This window comes from Aquimarina mycalae (assembly GCF_029906345.1).
Taxonomy (GTDB): Bacteria; Bacteroidota; Bacteroidia; order Flavobacteriales; family Flavobacteriaceae; genus Aquimarina.
The window spans coordinates 132,233-151,966 of the sequence record NZ_JARYGY010000010.1; the positions used below are offsets into that span (position 1 = coordinate 132,233).

The 19,734-nt window shown below is 32.2% G+C and carries 10 protein-coding genes; all 10 read right to left on the reverse strand.

Annotation, left to right across the window (positions count from 1 at the left end):
• Positions 1-7 precede the first annotated feature (7 nt).
• From QBK95_RS21090 to QBK95_RS21135, 10 genes are read right to left on the reverse strand one after another with little or no spacing between them, the layout of a single operon-like run.
• The gene (locus QBK95_RS21090) at positions 8-751 is read right to left on the reverse strand and encodes a GIN domain-containing protein (RefSeq protein ID WP_280936545.1); all 744 of its coding nucleotides are present in this window, start codon (positions 749-751) and stop codon (positions 8-10) included.
• A gap of 26 nt (positions 752-777) precedes the next feature.
• Entirely contained in the window at positions 778-3,147 is a 2,370-nt protein-coding gene (locus QBK95_RS21095; RefSeq protein ID WP_280936546.1) for an ABC transporter permease, read from the reverse strand.
• A 6-nt stretch (positions 3,148-3,153) separates the two neighbouring features.
• Complete coding sequence (locus tag QBK95_RS21100; RefSeq protein ID WP_280936548.1) at positions 3,154-5,505, reverse strand: ABC transporter permease; 2,352 nt, start codon at positions 5,503-5,505, stop codon at positions 3,154-3,156.
• A gap of 28 nt (positions 5,506-5,533) precedes the next feature.
• The gene (locus tag QBK95_RS21105; RefSeq protein ID WP_280936549.1) at positions 5,534-7,981 is read right to left on the reverse strand and encodes an ABC transporter permease; all 2,448 of its coding nucleotides are present in this window, start codon (positions 7,979-7,981) and stop codon (positions 5,534-5,536) included.
• A 26-nt stretch (positions 7,982-8,007) separates the two neighbouring features.
• The gene (locus QBK95_RS21110; RefSeq protein WP_280936550.1) at positions 8,008-10,437 is read right to left on the reverse strand and encodes an ABC transporter permease; all 2,430 of its coding nucleotides are present in this window, start codon (positions 10,435-10,437) and stop codon (positions 8,008-8,010) included.
• 23 nt (positions 10,438-10,460) lie between these two features.
• Complete coding sequence (locus QBK95_RS21115; RefSeq protein WP_280936551.1) at positions 10,461-12,842, reverse strand: ABC transporter permease; 2,382 nt, start codon at positions 12,840-12,842, stop codon at positions 10,461-10,463.
• A gap of 27 nt (positions 12,843-12,869) precedes the next feature.
• Positions 12,870-15,296, reverse strand: a complete 2,427-nt coding sequence (locus tag QBK95_RS21120; protein WP_280936552.1) for an ABC transporter permease — start codon at positions 15,294-15,296, stop codon at positions 12,870-12,872.
• 28 nt (positions 15,297-15,324) lie between these two features.
• The gene (locus QBK95_RS21125) at positions 15,325-17,730 is read right to left on the reverse strand and encodes an ABC transporter permease (RefSeq protein ID WP_280936553.1); all 2,406 of its coding nucleotides are present in this window, start codon (positions 17,728-17,730) and stop codon (positions 15,325-15,327) included.
• A gap of 48 nt (positions 17,731-17,778) precedes the next feature.
• Entirely contained in the window at positions 17,779-18,456 is a 678-nt protein-coding gene (locus tag QBK95_RS21130) for an ABC transporter ATP-binding protein (protein ID WP_280936554.1), read from the reverse strand.
• A 27-nt stretch (positions 18,457-18,483) separates the two neighbouring features.
• Positions 18,484-19,734, reverse strand: a complete 1,251-nt coding sequence (locus tag QBK95_RS21135) for an efflux RND transporter periplasmic adaptor subunit (protein ID WP_280936555.1) — start codon at positions 19,732-19,734, stop codon at positions 18,484-18,486.

The window sequence follows — 19,734 nt, forward strand, 5'->3', positions numbered from 1 at the left end:
AGATAGATTAGTCTATATATGAGATTTCAACATCTCCTATGTTAAGGCCTTTTTTTACAGATGCATTTCCTTTATACTGAAGTACAGCCTCTCCAAAAGCAGTTAGTTTTATCAGATCAGAAGCTTGTATTTTAAACTGTGCTTCTCCAAAGGCTTTTAGTTTAGATGTTTTATTATCAACATTTATAAGATCAATTATACCTTCTCCAAAAGCCGTGATTTTTTGATAATCAATGATTCCATTTTTAATGTTGAGCGTACTTTCTCCATACACAGAAACGTCAAAATTTTGAAACTGCACGTGATTAAAAACTACAGATGATTCTCCATAAATTTTTAATTTAAATGCATCTGCTTTCATTTTACTTTTACATAATGTCGATTGTTCTCCACGAATAGAAAGTGCTCTGAGGTTTTTATACGTAATAGTTACAGTTAATACTTTTCCTTTGTAAATAGGTACTTGTCTTTTTACTCCATTTATAGTAATGGTTTTATGCTTAGTGGTTTCTTTTGCATCATCCAGATATACACGTAGTATATTGTTATTTACTTCGATATTAATTTTATCTTCGGGTTCTGTGCTTTCTTCAATGATTACAGATTCTTCAGTGCCTTCGATAAAAGTTGTTTGTATGTGTGGACTAATAATTACTTTTTCAAAAGGATCCACAACTTTTTTAGTTTGCGCTGTTCCTAGTTGAGTAATTGTAATTACGATTAAGGTTAGAAAATATGTTAGATGTTTCATGATGAATGTTTTTAATGTTTACTATTTTATTCTGTTTTAAGACTATTTGTTGGATTGGCAATTGCAGCTTTAATAGTTTGAAAACTCACTGTCGCCAATGCAACTATTATAGAAATACATCCAGCTGCTGCAAAAACAAACCAGTGAATTTCTATTCTATAAGCGAAATTCTGAAGCCAATTATTAAGAACTATCCACGCTATTGGTATAGCAATAAGAATGGAAATAAAAATCAACTTAAGAAAATCTTTGGATATTAACATAATAATATTTGACACACTAGCACCTAAAACTTTTCGAACTCCTATTTCTTTATATCGTTGTCTAATGTTGAATGTAACTAAACCAAATAACCCCATACAGGATATAATAATTGCAATTGACCCAAAATATCTAAACAATTTAACAACTCTATTTTCTGCTTCATAAAATGTTTGATAATCTGAATCTAAAAACCTAAAATTAAAAGGAAGTCCAAAATTAAATTCTTTATGAAAATTTTCTAATGCTGCCAGAGTTTCTCTCTCAGTTCCTGATTTGATTTTAACTAATATTTCATCTCCTTTATCCGAAATTTTCATAAAAAGAGGATTCATTTTTTGATATAATGATTGAAAATGAAAATCATTTACAACGCCAATAATTTGTACATCAGACCCCCAGATTTTTATTGATTTTCCTATGGGATTTTTTAAACCCATTTCGTTAATAGCAGTCTCGTTTACTATTATTTTTTGTTTTTCATTGCTATAATTTTTTGAAAAAGAGCGCCCTTCTTTTAATTTTATTTCTAGCAATTCAATAAAGTCATAGTTCGCAAGGATATATTTAAAAGGGGTATTGTTAGAAGGTTCTTTTCCATTCCATATCACATTTCTGGTATTGGTGCTATTATCAGTTAAATGATTAAGTACTGCACTTGAAGCACCTGTAACTCCTGAAATATTGCGAACTTCTTTAAGAAATGTTTCCGTATTGGATTTTAACTTTCCATCTTTTTTTAAAACCAAAACTTGATCTTTGTTATATCCTAATTCTTTGTTTTGAATTAGATTAATTTGATTGGTAATGATAACAACAGAAATTATTAGAAAAATGGATACAGTAAATTGAAATATTACTAAACCTTGACGAATTCTCTTTTCATTTCCTTTAGTTGTAATTTTTCCTTTTAGTAGGGTAGTAGTCTTGAAATTAGAAAGATAAATAGAGGGATAGATGCCTGATATAATACCAGTCATGCACGTAGTTCCAATGATTAATAAAAACATCTCCAGACTAAACTGTAGATTTATGTTTTTGTTTACGACTAGATTGAAGTACGGTAGTATAATTATTACTATTATAAAAGCTAATATGAGTGCTAAAAATGAAGTCAAAACTGATTCTCCGATAAATTGAATAATTAGTCCTTTCTTTTCAATTCCTAAAACTTTTTTAACTCCAATTTCTTTTACTCTATTAATTGCTTGGGACGTAGATAAATTAGTAAAATTAATCGCGGCAATTATTAAAATGAAAAATGCTATTAAAACGAAAAGTTTTATATAGTTAATCCGCCCACCAGATTGGACGCCATTTTCATAGGTGTTATAAAGGTATTTGTCAGAGAATTTTCGAACGAAAACCGAATTAAGATTATCGGATTTTGATTTTTCTTTGATTAATGCAGTTAGTTGACTATTGAAATTATTGAGATTGGAGTTTTGATTTACAGAAACATACGTAAATGGCTCATTAGATTCCCAGGAATTTATAGCTGGTAGTTTTTCCATTAAATGACTAAATGAAAATACTGCGTTAAATTTAAGTGTAGAGTTTTCTGGAACTTCTTCGAAAACACCAGTCACAATATAAAGTCCGCTTACTTCTTGTTGATCGAATTCTATAGTTTTACCAATACTATTTTCTACAGAATTAAAAATTCGTTTAGCTAATTTCTCAGATAATACTACATTATTTGGATTTTGTAATACATCATTTCGTTCCCCCTGTATTAAATTAAAAGAAAACATATTAAAGAAATCTTGTCCCGCAAAAATTTCATTTGTCCGGATACTAGAATTATCTTTTCTACTAACAATGCCTTTGCTACCAAAAGAATAAACATTGGTTGCATAAGTAGTATTTGCAATTTTATCTTTTATTTCTTTTGCCAGAGGAGCAGGAGTCCACTCCGAAGTAAAGATGTCATTCCCATTTTTAAAGTTTTGTAAAACCTGAAAAATTTGCTCTTCATTTTTATGAAATTTATCTATAGAATATTCGTCGTTAACCCAAAGAATAACTAAAATGATAGAGGTAAACGCAGCAGATAAGCCTATACTATTAATTAGAAAGTTTCTATTAAATTTTTTAAAATTTCTAAAACTGGTATTTATAAAGTATCTAAACATACTATTTTATTCTGTTTTAAGACTATCTACAGGATTAGCAATTGCTGCTTTTACTGCCTGAAAACTAACGGTTGTCATTGCAATAAGTATTGCGATACTACCTGCTACGATAAAAATCCACCAATTGATTTCTATTCGATACGCAAAATCCTGAAGCCAGTTATTCATAGTCAACCAGGCTATAGGGATAGCAATAAGAATGGAAATAATCACTAGCTTAAGAAAATCCTTGGATAATAATTTCACAATAGCAGGTATACTAGCCCCTAAAACCTTGCGAACCCCAATTTCTTTACTACGTTGCTCCGCGGTATATGCTGCTAAACCAAAAAGACCTAGACAAGAAATAAGTATTGCCAGTATTGCGAAAATTTGAGAAAGCTTACCTACAAGTTGTTCACTTTTAAATTTAGCATCAAAGGCTTCGTCTATAAATGTATATTCAAAAGGAAATGCGGGGTTGTTCTTTTTCATAACTGTTTCAATTTTAGAAATAGCCTCGCTAGTAGATACTTGAGAATCTGTTTTTATATATAAATGTCTTGCATAATTATGATAATTAAAAAACATAACAGGATCACTTGCTTCATACATATCTCCGTATAAATAGTCTTTAACAACTCCGACTACAGTATAGGTGTCGCCTCTTCGTATTTGTTTACCTATAGCGCTTCCACCACCCATTAATTTAGCAAAAGATTCAGTTATTAAAACACTACTACTATCCTTAGCAATACTTTGTGTAAAACCTCTCCCTTCTTTAAGTTGCATTCCAGTAGTATTTAAAAAATCAGCACTTACATATCTAAAAGAGATTAGAATTTCTTCTGTATTTGTTCCTCCATCCCAAGTTAAGCCAGAACCATTATTGCCACCTGATAACAATTGAGAATTACTTAAGGCTGTATGTTTAACAGCTCCTGTATTGATCAAATCATTTTTGATAATAGAGAATTTATCAATGATATTGCCATTAACCCTCATGGATATTAACCTATCTTTTTCATAACCAAGTTCTCTGTTTTTTACATGCTGAATTTGTTGATATACTAATATGGTACTAATTATAAAAACTATGGAAATAGTAAATTGACCTATAACAAGACCTTTACGAATTAATGATGCAGATGCACTTGTAGATTTTATTCCTTTTAGAACCTCTACAGGTTTAAAGGATGATAAATAGAATGCAGGATACAAACCAGCAAAAGCACCACAAAGTAACGTAATACTTAATAATGAAATAAGATGTAATGGGTTTGTTAACCCTAACTCCAAGTTCTTTTCTATTAGAATATTGAACTGAGGTAATATTAGAAATAGTAATAACACACTTACTATAGAGGCAAAAAATGCCATCATTAACGCTTCAGAAATAAACTGAGTCATCAATCGCGAACGACTGGATCCCATGGCTTTACGCACACCAACCTCGTTTGCTCTTTTTTCGCTTCGAGCTGTTGATAGATTCATAAAATTAATGCAGGCAATCAATAATATTATAATGGCAATCGCAGAAAATAAGCGTACATATGTAATTCTCCCGCCGATATTTTTACCATCTTTAAATTTTGCTCTTAAATGCCAATTTTTGATGGAGTGTAAAAAGGCATAAGTATCAGAATTATTACTTTTTTCTTTAATGATTTTTCGGACACGAGCATCTACTGCTTCAAAATCAGCCTCTGGAGATAATTCAACAAAAGTATCCGAAAAATTACTGCCATATTCAGTCATCCATTCTGCACCATCTCGATAGCGCTCAAAAGGAGCTATCCAATCAAAAGGATAAGAAACATTTTCTGGTATATCTTCAATAACACCAGTAATTAAGTAATTATCTTTATTACTCAACTTTACAATTTTCCCAAGTACTTTTGTGTTTTCTCCAAAGAGCTCTGATGCTGTAGATTTAGTAAGTACAATTGCTTCTGGGTTAGTAAAGGCATCTTTCGCATTGCCTTCGATAAACTTTAGATTAAAGATTTCTAAAAAATCAGCATCCGCATATCGACCACTTCTATTGATTGCATTATCTCCAACTGTAAAAAGTCGTTCTTCATAACTTGATCGTGTTGCTCTGATTACACCTGGGATTTCATCTTTCATAGCTTGCGCCAACGGACCAGGTGTAGAATTGAATGTTCGCCATTCTCCTTCATAGTTTTGGTTAGTAGGAACATAATAGACTTGATCTTGTTTTTCAAAATAATTATTAAAACTAATTTCATCTTCTACCCAGAGGAAGATTAAACTAGCACAAGTAATCCCAATAGCTAACCCAAAAATGTTTAAGAAACTATACCCTTTGTTTTTTAGTAAACTTCGGAAAGCTATTTTTATATAATTCCGTATCATAATTGTTCGTTTTTTGATTGATTGATTTTTATTCTGTTCTTAAACTGTTTATTGGATTTGCATTAGCTGCTTGAAGCGTTTTAATACTTATTATTAATAAAGCGAATAATATCATTAAGAATCCACTTAAGATGAATACCCAAAAACTAATATTCGTTTTATATGCAAAATCTTGTAACCAATTATTGATTCCATACCAAGCAATTGGTGATGCTACTATAAAAGCAATACCGACTAAAATCAAAAACTCTTTACATAATAATGAATTGATTTGTAGTAATGAAGCTCCTAAAACTTTACGAACACCGATCTCTTTAACACGTCTATTCGTAGTATAAATAACCAACCCCAAAAGCCCTAGACAACTAATTAAAATAGATAAACCTGTAGCCCAATTCAATAGTTTTGAAACTTTTTGTTCCCTACTGTAAAATTTAGCTACAGTCTCATCCATAAAGTTGATACGATAATCTTCTATATCTTTATATACCTCTCCGTAAGTCGATTCAATTTTAGACAAAGTAGATTGTAAATCATCTATATTAGGGTTTTGAAAAGCAATATGTACAGCTCGAAACCTACTAAAACTAGATCTGTCCCAATCGCCTCTTAATGCCATTGGATTTATTTCTGATTTTAAAGAACGTTGATGAAAATCTGCCATAACACCAACAATAGGAACTGTGAAATCTCCAAAATCTATAACTTTACCTATAGCTTCTTCAGGTGTTTTAAAGCCATATATTTTTCTAGCAGCTTCATTAATAACCAATTCTTTAATTGTATCATTTCTATGTGTTCTGCCGGCTAATAACTCTAACTCAAAAAGTTGTGAATAATCGGTGTCTCCGAAAATGAATTGTAAATCTGATTGGATTTCTCTTTCACCATTGTTGTAGGTTGTAGTTGTTGTATTAGAAGAAAACGATGCTGGTGGAGCGCCACCTAAACTTATTTTTTTTATTTGTGGAATACCCTTGAGTTTTTGTAGATACCGTTCCTTTTTTTCTAGTTGTTGTTCTCCTCTTGGGTTAGATACAGAGACTATAGCATCTGTTTTAAATCCCATATCCTTACTTAATAAGTAATTAATTTGCTTACCTACTAATAGTGTGCCTATTATAAAAACCTGAGCGATAGTAAATTGAAAAATGGTAAGAAACTTTCTCAGCCCTACTTTTTTTTCACCTACAGCTAAGTGATTTTTTAATACCGTGATTGTATTAAATTTGGATAATATTAGAGCTGGATAAAACCCAGATAATATTGTAACTAGAATAAGAAGGATTACTATTCCGATTATAATTATTGGATTACCAAATAGTTGAAAATCTAAATCTTCTGCTACAAAATCCGAGAATATATCTATAAGCCATTGTGATAGTATTAATGATAAAATAGCAGAAAACATGACCAATAAAAAAGTCTCTCCCATAAATTGAGCAATTAATTGTTTTTTAGAACTACCTAATGTTTTTCTAATCCCAATTTCTTTAGCTCGTTGAGTTGCTTGTGCTGTATTTAGATTAATAAAATTTATACAACCTAATAATAATAAGAACAAAGCCACCAAAGCTAAATTTTGTAGCAAAGGCTTACTAGCTTGCGCTTGCTCCCAATCATAAATACCATAATTCTCATTAAAATGAATATCATTTAGTGGTTGTAGTCTAAATTTTTTGGATTGCCCATGATTACGAGAGTATTCATCTAAATGTTTCTGGGCTAAGGCATCAAACTCTTCTTGTATTTTCTCAAAGTTGGCATTCTGGTTTACTTTAACAAATAACTGTGAACTTGAATTAGTAGAGTTCCAGTTTTTATTAATAAAATTACCCCTTACTCTTGTTTTTAAAAGTGTCGGACTGGAAACAAATTCTTCAAAAATAAAATCTGTTCGTTCCTTGAAATTTTCTACAATAGCAGTTACTTTAATATGTAAAGAATCATTATAAACTAAAGTTTTGCCTACTATTTCATCGGCAGAAAGTTCTGGGAAATAATCAGCTGCTCTGGATTGTGTAAGTACAACGTTGTTGGGGCTTGATAACGCCGTTGCTTTATTACCTGCTAGAAATTTATATTGAAATATATCGAAATAATCTTTGTCTGTGAAAATGACATTTTTTGGCCATTTTATCTTGATTTCCTTTTCCTTATTTTCAACCTTGGTTGGTCTTTCTATATAAAAACCACTTACTTTTTCAAAATTAGAATTTTCTTTTATAGCATCTTCCAAAGCTACAGTAACACCCGAATTATAAAATGTTCCTTCTGGGCTATAAAAGTCCGAAACTACCCTGTAAATCCGATCCCCATCTTTATGAAATGTGTCAAAACTATAATCATAATAGACCATTAGACCAATAACGAATGAGGCGCTTAAACCTATGGTAAGACCAATGATATTGATAAAAGAAAATATTTTTCTTTTCTGTAAATTTCTCCATGCTATTTTGAAATAATTCCAAATCATGATTGTTCGTTTTTTGATTGATTTATTTATTCTGATTTTAAACTATCTATGGGATTCACCAATCCTGCTTTAATAGTGTGATAGCTGATTGTTATCATTGTTATTAAGATCGCTAGTATGCCACTTAACGCAAATACTTCCCATGAAATAGAAATTTTATATGCATAATCCTGAAGCCAATTATCCATAATAAAAAAGGATATTGGTATTGCAATAATTATAGATATTACTACTAAAATTAAAAAGTGCGTCGTAAGTAGTTTAAAAAGGTTATGTAAAGAAGCACCCAATACTTTACGTATACTCAACTCTTTTTTACGTTGTTCTACTAAAAAGGCAGATAATGCAAACAACCCTAAACAAGCTACAAAAATTGATAGTATAGCAAAACTTACTATCAATTTTCGCATACGTTCTACATTGGCATACATATTAGCATAAGACTCATCCATAAATGTATATCTAAAATCAAGATTAGGAACAAATGCTTTCCAAGTATGTTCGATAGAAGCCAGAGTTTCTGGAATATTATCTGTATTTATTTTTATAGAAGTTATCGTAGTTTCATTGCCATAGAACATAGCAATCGAGCCAACTTCCTGTTGTAAAGATTCGAAATTAAAATCCTCTACAACACCGATAATGGTATATGTACGACTTCCTCGAAGTATTTTTTTACCTAAAGGATTCTGCATTCCAAATTTTTCGGCTAATGTTTGGTTAATGATTACGGATTCGTTTTCTGTAGCTCGGTTTTTATCAAAGTTTCTACCTGTGTTAAGGTGCATTCCAAAAGTATCTAAATACCCCTCATCGATAATCCATGCCTGAGAGGGTACTCCATCTGCATTCATAACTTCTTTATTGTAAAAAGTGTTGCCATTACGTTTTGTTCCTTTAATAGGTAGATAATCACTATTGCTAATTTGGGTTACTCCTTGGATTTGCTTGATTTCATTGGTAAAAGTTGTTAAGCGATCTCCTAACATATTTACACCATGAATTTGAAGTACTTGATCTTTTTCAAATCCTATTTCTTTATTCAGAATAAAATCCATTTGATTATTGATAATCAAAGTACTTACTATTAATATAATAGAAATAGTAAACTGAAACACTACCAAACTACTCCTTAAACCAGACGATTTAGCTCCTTTACTAAGTGCTCCTTTTAATACATTAATTGGTGCAAATTTAGAAAGATAAAGTGCTGGATAAATACCAGCTAACATCCCGATGAATAATGCTGTTAATAGTATGGAAGGTATAAAATACCAAGTACTCCAAGGTAATGTTAACAATTTACCTGAAATGGAATTGAAAAAAGATAAACCTAACATAGCGAGTACAATGCCAAAACCAAATGCAAGTATTGTGATGACCATGGATTCTACTAAAAATTGTAGAATCAGTTTTTTTCTACCAGAACCAATTACTTTTCTAAGTCCTACTTCTTTTGCCCGATTTGCGGATTTTGCTGTAGATAGATTTATGAAATTAATGCAGGCTATGATTAAAATAAAAAAAGCAATTGCACCAAATATCCACACGAATCTAATATCCCCATGTGTTTGACCATCATAGATGTTTTTAGAACGAAGATGAATATCGGCTAGTGGCTGTAAATCTAGATGAGATGTACGTAGTAATCGTTCGAACTTATCATAACCACCATTTTTGAATGCAGGAAGTATATAATTATTTAAAATTACTTGAGTCATTTTATCTTCAAAAGCAGCAATATTTGTAGCGGGTTTTAGTTGCAGGAAATTAAAATAATTATTCTGAGTCCATCGGGTTTGTTCACCTTCTCCAAATTCTACTCCCTTTAGAGTCAGTAAGAATTTGTAATTAAAATTTGATGCTTTTGGAAAATCCTTATATACGCCTGTTATTTTATAAGGTTCGGATTTATTTCCATTCAAATACATAACTTGACCTACAGCAGTACTATTTTTAAAATATTTCTTCGCTTTACTTTCTGAAATAATGATAGTTAAGGGTTTAATAAGAGAGGAGGAAGCTTCTCCTTCTACCATCTCTAAATCAAAAATATCAACAATGGCTTGATCTGCATATGCAAAATGCTCTTCGTGGTATTGTGAAGGTAATTCATTAAGACTTATTTCATTGCTTCCTGCTCCATACATTAATTCATTATCTAACAACCTTCCTGCATTTTCTACTTCTTCAAATTCACGGTGAATCGTACTTGCCATGAGTGCAGAATGATGTGCTCCCCAACCTTCGATATCCTCAATTACTGCAAAATGTGTTAATCGATAAATATTGTCACTATTTGGGATTTGTTTATCATAGTTAGTTTCGTCTATAATAAATAGTGTTATTAATAAACATGCTGCAACACCGATACTTAAGCCTACAATATTAATGGCACTAAAGACTTTATTTCTTAAGAGATTTCTCCACGCTATTTTAATATAATTCCTGATCATGACTATTCGTTTTTTGATTGATTTTACTCTGTTCTAAGAGAGTTTACAGGATTTGACACGGATGCTTTTATCGCATGGAAGCTAACGGTTAATACAGCTATACAAATCGCAGAACCTCCAGATAAAACAAACATCCACCATTGTATATCGATCTTATATGCAAAATCTTGTAACCAGCTATACATGACGTACCAGGCGATTGGTGAGGCAATAACAAAGGCGATCAATACAAGTTTCAAGAAATCTATTGATAAAAGATTTACGATTTCAGATATAGAAGCTCCTATAACTTTTCTAATACCTATTTCTCGTTTTCTTTGTAATGTGCTATAAGCAGCCAACCCTAATAATCCCAAACAAGAAATTAGAATAGCTAGTGTTGCAAAGTATAAGAATAGACTACCGAAACGTTCTTCATTTTCATACTGTTCGTTAAAAGAGTCATCCAAAAAGACATAATCAAATGGTTGTTCGGGTAAAAAGGATTCCCACTTGTCTTCAATAGCTGCTATGGTTTGTTTAATGTTTTGAGAAGCTAATTTTACTGTAATCAAATCATTTCTACTCGCCTCCATTCTCATCGTTAGTGGCCGGATATTTTCTTGCAAAGAGCTAAAATGGAAGTCTTTAATTACTCCGATGATTTGTCCTTCACGTCCCCATTGTCTAAATCTAGCTCCGATGGCATCTTTAGGATCACTGTATCCAAATAATTTTACGGCTTCTTCATTAAGTATTATTGCTTGTGTAGAATCAGTAGCAAAATCTTTTGAAAAAGCTCTTCCTGCTAGTATTTTAAGATCAAATTGTGAGATATAATTGTGATCAACAAAATAAAGATCCAAATTTGCGATTTGCAGATCTCCATTGTTATTTTCAATTTCAGAATATGCAGAGGAGTTACCACCTCCAGGTACACTGGATCCCAGACTTGTAAATTTGACTCCTGGAATATTATCAATAGCTTGTTTTAATGCTAATTGAGAGCTAGAGAATTCTGCTTCAAGAATTAATAGGTGTTCTTTATTAAAACCTAATTCTTGATTACGCATATAGTTCATTTGATTATAAATAATGATTGTGCCAGTAATCAGAACAATAGAAATAGTAAATTGTATAATAACTAAACTTTTTCTAAGTAGAACACCTTTTCCACCTGTAGAAAAATTACCTTTTAGTACTTGAATTGGTTTAAAAGATGATAATACTAATGAAGGATAAATCCCAGCAAAAATTCCGATAAGAAGAGAGATTCCTAACAGTTTAAATACATTTATATAGTTAGAAAAAAGCCCTTCGCTTATTACTTTTCCTGAGAGATCATTAAAAAGAGGTAATAATAAGACGGTTAAGAGTACAGTAATACAAAAAGCAATCAAACAAGTAATAATAGATTCTCCAATAAACTGTAATGACAGTTGTTGTTTTTCGGCACCCATTACTTTTCTAATTCCTACTTCTTTAGCTCGTTCTACAGAACGTGCCGTTGTTAGGTTAATAAAGTTGATAGAAGCAATTAATAAAATAAAAATAGCGATGATAGAAAAGATGTAAACATTCGTCATACTGCCACCTCCAGTTCCTCCACGAGTAGATTTTAAATACAAACTTTGTAGAGGTTCTAAGAAAAGCGTGACACCCATTTTACTTTGCCTCATTAATTCTCCACTATGTTTTTCTAAAAACGCTGGAAATTTTGATTCTAGTTGTTTCGCATCGGTAACAGGGTTCACTAAAATATATCCAGCGGCGTCATAGCTTGCCCATTGTGTATCTAAACTTTTATCTAGATTTTGTGTAAAAGTGGTTAACGATAATATCATATCTGCCTGGATATGAGAATTTTCAGGAATATCTTCCATAATTCCAGTGACCGTGCTATTGAAGCCTTCTTCTGTAATTTTTAGTGATTTACCAATAGGGTTCTCATCGCCAAAGTATTTTTTTGCGGTTGTTTCTGATAGAACGATGCTAAATTGTTTTTTTAGTACTTCTTTGGGATTTCCTTGTAATAATTTAAAATCAAAAACAGAGAAAAAACTAGAGTCGGCAGTGATGGCATTCGTTTCTTTAAATTTTAGTTCGTCTTTACGAACTAGCATATCCAGATCGTTAATTCTTACGGCGGATATTATTTCGGGAAACTCCTTTTCTAAGTTCGGAGGAACTGCCCATGCTGGAATACTAGCCTCTATATTATCAGAAGGTGTTTTAATATCAGCAACAACGCGGTAGATATGCTCTCCTTTACTATGAAAAGAATCATAACTAAGTTCAAAACCCACATACAGTAGCATAAGAAAACTTGCAGTCATTCCTATGGATAGCCCAGTGATATTTATAAGTGTAAATCCTCTGCGACGCCAAAGGTTTCTCCATGCTATTTTAATATAGTTCCTGATCATGATGCTTTGTTTTTTTGATTGATTTTTTTATTCTGTTCTTAATGAATTCACTGGATTTGCAGTAGATGCTTTGAATGCTTCAATACTTACTGTTAGTAATGTGATGAACATCGTAATGAAACCTGCTACTAAAAAAATCCACCAACTAATTGAGATTCTATAGGTAAAATCCTGTAACCAATTTTCCATAAGATAATAGGATAGAGGAGTGGCAATGGCTAACGCAACAAGTATTAGTAAGAAAAAATCTTTGGTTAGCATTTTCATCACAGTACTGACACTTGCTCCTAAAACTTTTCTAATACCGATTTCCTTCTTTTTTTGTTCTGCCATAAAAGAAATTAATCCAAATAACCCTAAACAACTAATTAATATGGCAAGCGTTGTGAATACGATCGAAATATTAGCCAATCGTTTTTCTTCGGCAATTAGTTTTTCTGTTTCTTTATCAATAAAATTGTAAACAAAAGGAGTGGTTTTATTGACCTGTTTCCAGGCAGTTTCCATTTGACTAAGAATGATTTCGAAATCAGAAGTTGTAGTTTTTACTAATAACCAATCTAAGCTATTATCTAGGTATAGCATGATGGGTTCAACTTCTTCTCTTAACGAGGCAAAATGGAAATCTTCTGTTACACCAGCAACTTCTACTGTTTGTACATCTCCACCAGTAGAAAATAATAATGTTGTACCCACTGCATCTTCCAGTGAAATATTAAAGGCATCCATCGTTGCTTTATTTACAACTACACGACTGCTATCTTGACTTTTTAAACCTCTACCTACTAATAATTGTGTATCTACAGTTTTTAAATAATCGCTATGAATACCGTTTACTTTTACTAATACAGGTCTTGTAGGATCGCTACCAGGCAAATAAGCACCCACATCTCCACGTAAAAATTGAGAGGGATATATATTACAACCAGAAACAGATTTTACTCCAGAAATCTGACTCATATTTGTTTTTAAAGTATTGTATTGTGTAAATGCTTCTTGAGTTCCTAAGCGAACGGCTATTAAGTTATCTTTATTAAAGCCCATATCTTTATTTTGAGCATAGCGTACTTGCTGAGAAATAATATATACTGTTACAATCAGGCCAATAGAAATCACAAACTGAAAAACTACTAAACCTTTACGTAGCAATGTACCGCTCGATTTTGGGAATAGAGAACCTTTTAAAACCCGCATAGGCTTAATAGATGATAATACTAGCGCAGGATAAATCCCAGCAAATAATCCAGTAAGTATTCCAATAACCAATAAAATAAGTAATACTTGCCAATCAAGTATTGAAGTATAACCAAGATTACCTTGTGTTAATTGATTAACTAGTGGTATTATCAACATCGTTACAGGAATGCTAATAATCATGGCTAATAATGACAGTAAAACAGATTCGCCTAAAAATTGACCTATTAATGATTTTTTGTTAGCTCCAATAGTTTTACGAACCCCAATTTCTTTAGCACGTTTATTAGCTCTTGCTGTACTCAAATTAATGAAATTCACACAAGCTACCAGTTGAATAAATAATGCTAATGTGATTAATAGATATAGATAACTAATATCTGATATAGGGCCGATTTGTCTAGAAATACCTTTAGAATGTAAATGAATGTCACTCACTTTTTGCAAAAAAAGTTCTTTCTTGAAGTTGAAAGCAGCAAAATCTTTAGCACCACGGCTTTCTAAAAATGCAGGTAATTTATCTTGAACTATTGATGCACTCTCTGCGCTATTTAATTTTACATAGGTATATATGAAATTTTGTGTAGCAAAATTTTGAACGCTTCTCACAAACGCTCCTAAACCAGGAGTATTCATTGTGATTAAATAGTTGGGGTTTAGGTGTGATTTCTCAAGATTACTATCATCAAAAACACCAGTAATAGTAAGAGATAATTGTTGTTCGCCACTTCCAGAAATAATGGTTTTATTAAGAACTGGTACTTCACCAAAAAGTTTTCTAGCTAAGCTAGAGGATAGTACCACAGTATTAGGTGCTACTAAAGCAGTATTTGGGTTACCCTCTAGAAAATTGAAACTAAAAACACTAAAGATTGTAGCATCTGCAAGATAACCTCTAGGCTCATAAAAACCAGTAGTACCATCACTTGGGCGAATTAAATCCTCAGTACCTTCTCCCATATACACTAATCTTGTGGCTTCAATTACTTCTGGAAAATCTTCTTTCATTGCAAACCCAATAGGAGGTCCACTAGAGGCGGCATTAAACCGTTTCGCATTAGGATCTTCGATTATTGTTCTTACTCGATATAATGCTTCAGCATCTTCGTGATGATCATCATAGCCTAACTGAGCGAACACATAGATTAAAATACTCAAACAACATACAGTTCCTACTGTTAAACCTAGTAAATTGATGATGGTTTGTAATTTGTTTTTTTGAAGACTTCTCCAAGCTATTTTAATATAATTCCTGATCATAACTGTTCGTTTTTTGATTGATTGTATGTTATTCGGTCCTTAATGAATTTACTGGATTGGCCGTTACAGTTCGTATCGCCTGAATACTAACGGTAATAAATGTGATTAGCAAGGCACCAAAACCAGCAACTAGAAAGATGGTTAGAGAAATATTGGTTCGGTACGGAAATTTTTGTAACCATTGTGTCATAAAATAATATGCCACTGGCGAAGCAATTATTAATGAGATAATGACTAACATAATGAAATCTTTAGATAGTAACACCCATAAATGTTTAACCGAAGCACCTAATATTTTTCTGATACCAATTTCTTTTGTACGTTGTTCTGCAACAAAAGAAGCAAGACCAAATAGACCTAATAGGCTTATAAATATGGCTAATATTGTAAACACTCTTGCTAAGCTAGCAATGCGTTCTTCTGCTTTAAATTTTTTGGCATATTCTTGATCTATAAATTGATAATCAAATGGAACATTGGGGAAGTTGGTTTTAAATACACGCTCAATAATCTCTAAGTTTTCACTAACACTCTTTTCTGGGTTTAATCTTACATTATAGAAGGCAGTGTTACCGTATCTGTCAAACACATACATAGATTGTTTTACAGGACTGTAAGGAGATTGCATAATAATATCATCAATAACTCCAATGATTTTAAGAGGAGGCATTGGGTCAGGATCATCAACATCAGAATCTCGTATTAATTTCCCTATAGGATTTTTAATACCCATGTAATCAACTGCAGTTTTATTAAGAATAACACCTAACGAGTCTGTTGGGAAATCGCGAGAAAAACCTCGCCCTTCAATTATTTTTGCACCCAAGGTTTCAACAAATTCATAAGACACATCTGTATAGGCTAAATCTTCTTGAAACCCAACTGGTTTACCATCCCAAGTATACCCAGATCGATTTGACCATACATTTGTTGTAGGACTACTTGTTGTAGCCATTTCTATAGCTCCGCCAGAGGAAATAAACTGATTTCGCATTATATCAGACTTACCTATAAATTCACTACTCATTACTGGTATTTGAATCAGACCTTCTTTATTATAACCTGTTGGTCTGTCTTTACTATGCTGAATTTGACTCATCACGATAAGCGTACCTATGATAAGGGCAATAGACACTGTAAACTGAGTGACTACTAATATTTTACGAGGAAGTGCCGCAAAACGGCCAGCTTTAAAAGTACCTTTTAATACAGAAACTGGATTAAACGATGATAAATATAAAGCAGGGTAACTACCTGAAAGGAAAGCGGTAATAAGAATAAATATTAATGATACCAGCCAAAATAAAGGATTTGTCCAAGGAAAAAGAATGACTTTACTTGCCAGATTATTAAAACCATTTAAAGATAACAGAACAATTCCAATAGCTACAGAAAATGACAGGAGAACGATTAGGAAAGATTCACTTAAGAATTGAAAAATAAGCTGACCTCTTTGAGATCCTATTGATTTTCTAATACCTACTTCTGTGGCTCGTTTTTCTGAACGTGCTGTACTTAAGTTAATAAAATTGATACAAGCGAGTAACAAAATAAATATCCCTATGATTCCAAACAACCATACGTTTTCGATACGACCTCCTTTTTGAATCCCATTTTCAAAATCACTTCTTAAATGCCAATCTTTCATAGGGAATAGAAAAATTTGAGGATTGAATACTGCCTCACCAGGAGAAGCTTTTTTCTTGATGTCAATAATTTTAGAGGTAACTTGATCCATAGTTGTATGATCATTAATCTGCACAAACATTTGAAACGAATTATTACCCCACGCGGTTTTTGCTCTTTCTAACCATGGTTGCGTAGTTATATAATATTTCCAAGGGATTAAGTAATCCATGTCATTAAAAGAATTATTGTCTGGAATATCTTCATAAACCGCAGTAATAATTAGATCATCCTGATTATTCACTTTTACAATATTACCTACAGCTGTATCAGTTCCAAACAATGTTTTTGCAGAGGATTCTGATAGCATAATGGAATTCTTTTCTTTTAAACCATCTCTAACGCCTTCTATAATTTTTAAATTCAACATCTCTGGAGCGCCTTCTTGCATAGCGTTTCCACGTCTGTAAATATTAGTTTCTGCAAAACGGATATATCTAGGTTGTTCCCAAGAAGACATGATGATGTGTTTAAAATTATTTTTATAATCTTGTCTAATGGCAAACTCTAATGGTCTCGGTATAGCGGGACCAGTGTCTATAATATTATTTGCAGATTCATGTTGAAATACTTGGGCGATCGTTGCACCATTCTCGAAGTAATCGTTGTAATTAAGTTCATCATAAATCCATAGGCCAATTAGCATAGTTGCAGCCATACCAATTGCTAATCCTAAAATATTTATAAAAGAATAAACTTTACTTTTAAGTAGGTTTCTAAACGCGATTTTGATATAGTTTCTAAACATGATGCTGGTGTTATCTGTTCGTTTTTTGATTGATTGATTGATGATTGTTTATACTAAAATGTTTTCAGTCACTTTTTGTCCATCTAACATTCGTATAATCCTATGACTATATTTTGCATCGTGTTCACTATGTGTAACCATAATAATCGTAGTTCCAGATTCATTTAGTTCAATGAGTAGATCCATCACTTCATTACCATTAGTACTATCCAGATTTCCAGTTGGTTCATCTGCAAGAATAAGTTTAGGGTTGTTAACCACTGCTCTTGCTACTGCAACACGTTGCTGTTGCCCTCCTGATAATTGTTGTGGAAAATGATTACGTCTATGCATAATTTGCATCTTTTCTAATACATCTTCTACACGTTTTTTGCGTTCTGCAGGTTTTACACCTGTATAAATTAAAGGGAGTTCTACATTTTCAAAAACGGTTAATTCATCTATTAAATTAAAACTTTGAAATACAAACCCTACGTTGTGTTTACGAAGATCAGAACGTTTACGTTCGTTATATCCAGCTACTTCTTGTCCATTAAATTTAAAACTTCCTCCATCTGGATCATCTAATAAACCTAAGATGTTTAGTAATGTAGATTTTCCACATCCTGAAGGTCCCATTATGGCTACAAATTCACCTTCTTTTACATTAAAAGACAACTTGTTTAAAGCTATAGTTTGGACTTCCTCGGTCCTATAAAATTTTTCTAAATCAGTTATTTGTATCATTATATCCTCTTTTTTTAATTGATGTTTTTATTTTAATATTAATTCTTCGGTATCACCAAAACTATCATAGCTGGATGTCACAACTTTATCTCCTGGATGTAAACCTTCTATCACTTCATAGTATTCAGTGTTTTGACTCCCTAAGCGAATTGCTACTTTGTATGCTGAATTTCCATCGTCACTTACTTTAAAAATCCAATTACCGCCAGTTTTTTGAAAAAAACCTCCTTTATGGACTAGCAAGGCTTGCTTCTCTGCACTTAATGCAACACGAATCTGTAAGTTTTGACCACGACGTATACCTTCTGGAACATCTCCTTCAAACTGCATGTCTACTTGAAAACGACCATTAGTCACTTGCGTAAATACCTTTTTGATAACTAGAATGTATGTTTTATTATTAAATGTAAATGTTCCCTTTTGTCCATTGTATATTCTGGAGATATAGTGTTCATCAATATCAACACGTACTTTGAAACCGCTTAATACATCTATTTGTCCTAATCGTTCTCCTTTGTTTTTGGATTGACCAATTTCTGCATCCAGAGAGGTTAATTGACCATCTACAGGTGCGCGAACCACTAAATCACCTACTTTTTTACGCATTAATTCCAGAGCGCTTTGCGTTCTTGCATAAGAACTTTTAGCTTGGTTAAGTTCTTGTTTGGTTGACGTAGAATCTTGACTTAGCACTTGCTGGGCTAATTGCATACGTTGTTTTTGGTAGTTATAATCATTTTCAGAAGATTCATAATCCTGACGGCCGATTACTTTTTTTGCGTATAATTTTTTGTTCAGTTCATAAAGGCGTTTTGCTTCAATTAAACTGCTTTCTACATCAGTAAATTGATTACGTCTATTAATGGTATTTTGACGTGCAGCATTTTGAGAAATTTGCATTTGTGTCAATAAATTATATACTGAGGTTTCTTGATTGATAAGACTCAATTCTAAATCTGTGTTTGACAATCTTAAAATAGGCTCTCCTTTTTTCATAATTGCCCCATCTTCTACAAACTTTTCTTCAACTCTACCACCTTCTAATGCGTCTAAGTAGATCGTAGTAATTGGTAAAACGATTCCGTTTACTGGGATGTTTTCCTGAAAGACATCATTTTTGATTGTATTTATAGAGATTCTTTCTTTTTCTACATTTAATTTAGAACCTCCAGAAGATTGCACAAATACAAATATAATGAGAGCTAATACCAGCAATGCACCAATAAGCATAGCTATTTTTGATTTTGAAAATTGTTTCTTTTGAATTGGTACGTCCAT

Bases quoted from the DNA above. Each gene is read 5' to 3' on its own strand.
- QBK95_RS21090 (WP_280936545.1), bottom strand. From the start codon at position 751: ATGAAACATCTAACATATTTTCTAACCTTAATCGTAATTACAATTACT.
- QBK95_RS21095 (WP_280936546.1), bottom strand. From the start codon at position 3,147: ATGTTTAGATACTTTATAAATACCAGTTTTAGAAATTTTAAAAAATTT.
- QBK95_RS21100 (WP_280936548.1), bottom strand. From the start codon at position 5,505: ATGATACGGAATTATATAAAAATAGCTTTCCGAAGTTTACTAAAAAAC.
- QBK95_RS21105 (WP_280936549.1), bottom strand. From the start codon at position 7,981: ATGATTTGGAATTATTTCAAAATAGCATGGAGAAATTTACAGAAAAGA.
- QBK95_RS21110 (WP_280936550.1), bottom strand. From the start codon at position 10,437: ATGATCAGGAATTATATTAAAATAGCGTGGAGAAATCTCTTAAGAAAT.
- QBK95_RS21115 (WP_280936551.1), bottom strand. From the start codon at position 12,842: ATGATCAGGAACTATATTAAAATAGCATGGAGAAACCTTTGGCGTCGC.
- QBK95_RS21120 (WP_280936552.1), bottom strand. From the start codon at position 15,296: ATGATCAGGAATTATATTAAAATAGCTTGGAGAAGTCTTCAAAAAAAC.
- QBK95_RS21125 (WP_280936553.1), bottom strand. From the start codon at position 17,730: ATGTTTAGAAACTATATCAAAATCGCGTTTAGAAACCTACTTAAAAGT.
- QBK95_RS21130 (WP_280936554.1), bottom strand. From the start codon at position 18,456: ATGATACAAATAACTGATTTAGAAAAATTTTATAGGACCGAGGAAGTC.
- QBK95_RS21135 (WP_280936555.1), bottom strand. From the start codon at position 19,734: ATGGACGTACCAATTCAAAAGAAACAATTTTCAAAATCAAAAATAGCT.